Genomic DNA, 6,411 nt, shown 5'->3' on the forward strand with positions numbered 1-6,411 from the left:
GTGGTTAAACCCTGCCACTTTCAAGTAAGTTTTTGGTGGATTATCCACCAAAAATTGCAGGGGCTAGGCTGCTTTTGCGATCCCAAAAGATGAATTTATCAAATAGCTGGGGTTGTTCGCACCTTCCTTAGTATGAATCATAAGGGTTACCTTTTTACGATTTAGATTTCAGTGATTTCACCCTCTATCTAAATCGGTAACCCTTCCCTTTTTTGAAGAGGGAATTGTCAGATCAGATCTGAACTAATGCAGCTGATTATAAGCAAAACCATCATCATTAAAAGCCACCTCATTTCCATCAGCATCATAAACCCATAATTTTGTATCTACCACACCCTGTTCACCTTTAATCACGTCATCCGTACCCGAATAATTCATTCCAAAATCAATATCTAAAGTGACCTCTTCATCTGCCTGAAGCCATATCTTGACATAATCATCATTATCCGGGGTTGCTGATAGCGTATTCAATGTTCCCTTTATTTGAACCGAAGGGAGAGACGGCTGATCAATATATGAATATTGATCATGATCAGAGGGAACAGAACCAAAATTAAGCCGTTGCTGCTCATCACCGACAATAAACGCACTGGCAAAATCACCGCCCATATCCGTGGTTTCATCAATAACCCTGAACATAGGCACCGGTACACTGCCGGTATCAACACCAGTGATAATTGTTGGATCATTGACACCATTATGGGTGATGGTGATGTTATGGGTCGTGCCATCAACAGAGCGAACACTGACCGTATCGGTCAGCGTGGCACCCTCACCCAACTGCTGAATAGCCAATTGACTGTTATCGGCGCTGTAACTCCAGTTGCCATTCCCATCGATGGTCAGTGAGCCGTAGGTGCCGCTAACCGTTTCGGCAGTAAACGCTGCTTCGCCGGTATCCACATCAGTGATCGCCAGGGTGCCTGTCGCCGTCAGAGTATCGGCATCGTCTTCCGTCACACTGCCCGTATCCGTGCCACTGATCTGAGCGTCATCATTCTCACCCTGGATCGTGACCGTAATGTCTTGAGTGGTTCCATCCACAGAACGAACACTGACCGTATCGGTCAATGTATCCCCCTGACCCAGCTGCTGAATAACCGCCTGACTGTTATCCGCGCTGTAACTCCAGTTGCCGTTCCCATCAATGGTCAGTGAGCCGTAGGTGCCGCTGATCGTTTCGGCAGTAAACGCCGCTTCATCACTATCTACATCCGTTACCGTTAATGCACCAGTGGCCGTGAGGGTAGCGGCATCCTCTTCCGATACGGTGCCGGTATCCACGCCACTGATCTGGGCGCCATCGTTCTCACCTGACCGTAATGTCTTTAGTGGTGCCATCCACAGAACGAACACTGACCGTATCGGTTAATGTTTCACCCTGACCTAGCTGCTGAATGGCTGATTGACTGTTATCGGCACTGTAACTCCAGTGACCGTTTCCATCAATGGTCAGTGAGCCGTAGGTACCGCTGACCGTTTCGGCAGTAAACGCCGCTTCATCACTATCTACATCCGTTACCGTTAATGCACCAGTGGCCGTGAGGGTAGCAGCATCCTCTTCCGATACGGTGCCGGTATCCACGCCACTGATCTGGGCAATATCATTATTACCATTCAGGGTGATAGTGATGTTATGGGTCGTACCATCAACTGAGCGAACGCTGACTGTATCCGTCAGCGTGTCTCCCTGACCCAGCTGCTGAATAACCGCCTGACTGTTATCGGCGCTATAACTCCAGTTGCCGTTCCCATCAATGGTCAGTGAGCCATAGGTGCCGCTGACCATTTCGGCAGTAAACGCTGCTTCGCCGGTATCCACATCAGTGATCGCCAGGGTGCCTGTCGCCGTCAGAGTAGCGGCATCGTCTTCCGTCACACTTCCGGTATCCACACCACTGATCTGGGCGCCATCGTTCTCACCCTGGATCGTGACCGTAATGTCTTGAGTGGTACCATCCACAGAACGAACACTGACCGTATCGGTTAATGTATCTCCTTGACCCAACTGTTGAATGGCCAACTGGCTGTTATCGGCGCTGTAACTCCAGTTACCGCTTCCATCAATGGTCAGTGAGCCGTAGGTGCCGCTGATCGTTTCGGCAGTAAACGCCGCTTCATCACTATCTACATCCGTTACCGTTAATGCACCAGTGGCCGTGAGGGTAGCGGCATCCTCTTCCGATACGGTGCCGGTATCCACGCCACTGATCTGGGCGCCATCGTTCTCACCCTGGATCGTGACCGTAATGTCTTTAGTGGTGCCATCCACAGAACGAACACTGACCGTATCGGTTAATGTTTCACCCTGACCTAGCTGCTGAATGGCTGATTGACTGTTATCGGCACTGTAACTCCAGTTGCCGTTCCCATCAATGGTCAGTGAGCCGTAGGTGCCGCTGATCGTTTCGGCAGTAAACGCCGCTTCATCACTATCTACATCCGTTACCGTTAATGCACCAGTGGCCGTGAGGGTAGCTGCATCCTCTTCCGATACGGTGCCGGTATCCACGCCACGGATCTGGGCGCCATCGTTCTCACCCTGGATCGTGACTGTAATGGCATGGGGAGTTCCATCCAGGGACCGGATGCTGACGACCTCCGTCAGCGTGTCTCCCTGACCCAACTGTTGAATGGCCACCTGACTGTTATCAGCGCTGTAACTCCAGTTACCGTTTCCATCAATGGTCAGTGAGCCGTAGGTGCCGCTGACCGTTTCTCCAGTGAACGCGGCTTCGCCAGTATCCACATCGGCAACTGCCAAAGTGCCCGCCGTCGTCAGAGTAGCGGCATCTTCTTCCGATACGGTGCCGGTATCCACGCCACTGATCTGGGCACCATCGTTCTCGCCCTGAATCGTAACCGTGATAGCATGAGGAGTCCCATCCAGGGACCGGATGCTGATGACCTCCGTCAGCGTGTCTCCCTGACCTAACTGTTGAATGGCCACCTGACTGTTATCAGCGCTGTAACTCCAGTTACCGTTTCCATCAATGGTCAGTGAGCCGTAGGTGCCGCTGATCGTTTCGGCAGTAAACGCCGCTTCAACACTATCTACATCCGTTACCGTTAATGCACCAGTGGCCGTGAGGGTAGCGGTATCCTCTTCCGATACGGTGCCTGTATCCACACCACTGATCTGGGCACCATCGTTCTCGCCCTGAATCGTAACCGTGATAGCATGAGGAGTCCCATCCAGGGACCGAATGCTGACGACCTCCGTCAGCGTGTCTCCCTGACCCAACTGTTGAATGGCCGCCTGACTGTTATCGGCGCTATAACTCCAGTTGCCGTTTCCATCAATGGTCAATGAGCCGAAGGTGCCGCTGACCGTTTCGGCAGTAAACGTCGCTTCGCCGGTATCCACATCGGTGATGGCCAGAGTGCCCGCCACCGTCAGAGTAGCGGCATCCTCTTCCGTCACACTGCCAGTATCCACACCACTGATCTGGGCGCCATCGTTCTCACCCTGGATCGTGATCGTAATGTCTTGAGTGGTGCCATCCACAGAACGAACACTGACCGTATCGGTCAATGTATCCCCTTGACCCAGCTGTTGAATGGCCGCCTGACTGTTATCGGCGCTGTAACTCCAGTTTCCGCTTCCATCAATGGTCAGTGAGCCGTAGGTGCCGCTGACCGTTTCTGCAGTAAACGCCGCTTCACCACTATCTACATCCGTTACCGTTAATGCTCCGGTGGCCGTCAGGGTAGCGGCATCCTCTTCCGATACGGTGCCGGTATCCACACCACTGATCTGGGCAATATCATTATTACCATTCAGGGTGATGGTGATGTTATGGATCGTACCATCAACTGAGCGAACACTGATCATATCGGTCAATGTATCCCCTTGGCCTAGCTGTTGAATGGCCGCCTGACTGTTATCGGCGCTGTAACTCAAGTGACCGTTTCCATCAATGGTCAGTGAGCCGTAGGTGCCGCTGACCGTTTCAGCAGTAAACACCGCTTCATCACTATCTACATCCGTTACCGTTAATGCACCGGTGGCCGTCAGGGTAGCGGCATCGTCTTCCGTCACACTGCCAGTACCCACGCCACTGATCTGGGCAATATCATTATTACCATTCAAGGTGATGGTGATGTTATGGGTCGTACCATCAACTGAGCGAACGCTGACTGTATCCGTCAGCGTGTCCCCCTGACCCAGCTGCTGAATAGCTCCTTGACTGTTATCGGCGCTGTAACTCCAGTCGCCGTTCCCATCAATGGTCAATGTGCCGTAAGTGCCGCTGACCGTCTCGGCAGTAAAGGCCGCTTCGCCGCTATCCTCATCGGTGATAGTCAGAGTTCCGGAAGCAGTCAGTGTAGTCGCAGTATCTTCTGATACCATTGCGCTATCCAGACCGCCAATAACCGCGCGATTGTTCACTTGATTATTCGTCGGTGAAACAGCGGCACTATCCCTTTCTTCAGCAACAAAATCCGTTTTTTCAGTCCCCTTCAACAGCTCCTCTTCAGCCTTTTCATCCAAATCAATCAGAGCATCTTCCCGCTCTATAACCGGAGGCTGACCCTGACCATCGATGATACTTCCATTTTTCTCCCGGTCTGAAGGACTATTTACCGGCTGCTCACCAGCGGCAGGGGCTTCAAGATGATCAAAGGGATCAGAACCCTGAACTCCCTCACTCTGAAACTCCACAGGAATAAGCGTTTCTTCTTCAGAACTGTCAAATGTGAGTCCCTTTGACGAAAAATAAATATGATCAAAAAGGATTACTTTCTGGCTACCCAGGGAAACATCCGGTGCATTGATTAGATGAATCTGAATTGAGGCCCCCAGACTGGTTGAAACCTGGTCATTAAAATAAATGGGATCACCCGATTTAAGAACCCTCTGACTGCCATCCGCAGCAGTCGCAATCACTTCGCCCTGAGCTTGTGTAATATAACCAATTACCTGTTTGCCATTTATGTCCATAAAGCATCACCGGTTATCGCTGTGGGTCAATTCTTAGTTTTCATTTTCACTATCGTCTTTCAACATCATCGTTGGACACACGATCTCCAATTGCTGGAGCCATTATTCTCAGGACTCCCTCTCATCCAGGCAGGTTCAGTCCAGCTGGAGGTTGCCATCATTAAGCAGGTTGTTAATGATTTCTGAGTCAGAACTGCCAAGAGAGGAAAGGTCAACACCCTCCAATTTAATCTTCTGGCTGACACTGGCGTCAGCCGAGGGCTTGACCTCAAGAGTGGTATCCCCACCCTCAAAATTAAGACTTAGGTACTGATCTAAAGCCTCACTTTCGTCAATCAATACATCACTAAGGTCAATAACATCCCCATCCTCACCGAGTTGGAAGTCTTTAATAACATCTTCTTCAGGTACATCATCTGTTGCTGGATCGATTGCTGTAAACCTGAAGGTATCAGAGCCTGCTCCACCTTCTAAAATATCATCTCCGGAGCCACCAATGATTAAATCATCACCCTCATTGCCCAGTATGTTGTCAGAGGCTTCCGATCCATAAATAATCTCACTCTCTGAAGTACCAGTAATATCGGTCCTGTGTCCATATTTAACTTGAAAATTATCAACACCAAAGGGAGAAGAGTTATTGAACCGGATTTCATCCACACCATTGAAGGTAATATCACGTGCAGTATGCTGAACAAGGCCATCCCTTGTTTCACTGGTAAATTCAGGAGAAACGGTTGAGACTAGCACACCATTCTTAAAACCATAAAAGGTTACATCAGCCGTATTACTTTCCCTGAACATGGCGTTGAACGTTACCTGACTGGGAGAATCCTCAAACTTGAATGCTGAATAGCTGGTATCTTGAGCTCCGGTCCAACTGGAGTCCCGACCATTCCAACCGCCCCATATTCCCAGTAAGTTCCCCCCTTGAGTACCCGTAATTCCCCAGTTTCCAGAAAATCCATCCGTAATGGAAAAAAACTCGCTGGAAGCATTACTCTTGTCAAAAGTAACCACCGACGAATAGCTGGCAAGATCATCCTCAAAATCAACCCGGACAGTCTCAAACTCCGATTCTGACACCAGCCTGGTAATCACCGGCTGCATTTGAGTCGTACTATAACCATCATCCCGATAAAATTTACTGTTGACTGCAGGGGGATCAACCCAGTTCAGGCTAGAGGCCTGAGAAACCAGCTGGTTGGCCTCAGCCTGCTCTGATGAAGAGCTCTGATAATTCGGGCAAATCCATCTCGCCGCTGTTCTCGTGTATTGAAGCACTTCTCCTGAACTCGAGAAGGTCACATAATTCAAAAGAATAGAGTTATCCCAGTCACCAGACCCTCCCATGGTTGACCAGGAGGGTCTGCTGACCAGCATATACTGGTTGGCATTATCGGGGTTCTGAACAAAACCGAACGCTTCTCCAAAGTTGCTCCCAGTGTGAAACTCAATCTGGCTGA

The 6,411-nt window shown here is 50.2% G+C and carries 3 protein-coding genes; all 3 read right to left on the minus strand.

Translation table 11 applies throughout. From position 1 onward, the window contains the following. Positions 1–243: 243 nt before the first annotated feature. Positions 244–1,341 carry a VCBS domain-containing protein gene (locus tag ACNRUY_RS25485; RefSeq protein WP_488114479.1) on the minus strand — a complete coding sequence of 366 codons (1,098 nt, stop codon included), beginning with the start codon at positions 1,339–1,341 and terminating at the stop codon, positions 244–246. Further along, positions 1,310–4,945, minus strand: coding sequence for a VCBS domain-containing protein (locus ACNRUY_RS25490; protein ID WP_488114480.1), 3,636 nt, complete (start codon positions 4,943–4,945; stop codon positions 1,310–1,312). Before ACNRUY_RS25490 ends, ACNRUY_RS25485 begins: the two co-directional genes overlap by 32 nt. 135 nt (positions 4,946–5,080) lie before the next feature. After that, positions 5,081–6,253, minus strand: coding sequence for a type I secretion C-terminal target domain-containing protein (locus ACNRUY_RS25495; RefSeq protein ID WP_488114481.1), 1,173 nt, complete (start codon positions 6,251–6,253; stop codon positions 5,081–5,083). Positions 6,254–6,411: the final 158 nt, after the last annotated feature.

The organism is Endozoicomonas sp. Z74 (assembly GCF_057680865.1).

What these genes read in the sequence shown, in the direction of transcription:
- ACNRUY_RS25490 (WP_488114480.1), bottom strand. Translation starts at nt 4,945, where the DNA reads ATGGACATAAATGGCAAACAGGTAATTGGTTATATTACACAAGCTCAG.
- ACNRUY_RS25485 (WP_488114479.1), bottom strand. Translation starts at nt 1,341, where the DNA reads ATGGCACCACTAAAGACATTACGGTCAGGTGAGAACGATGGCGCCCAG.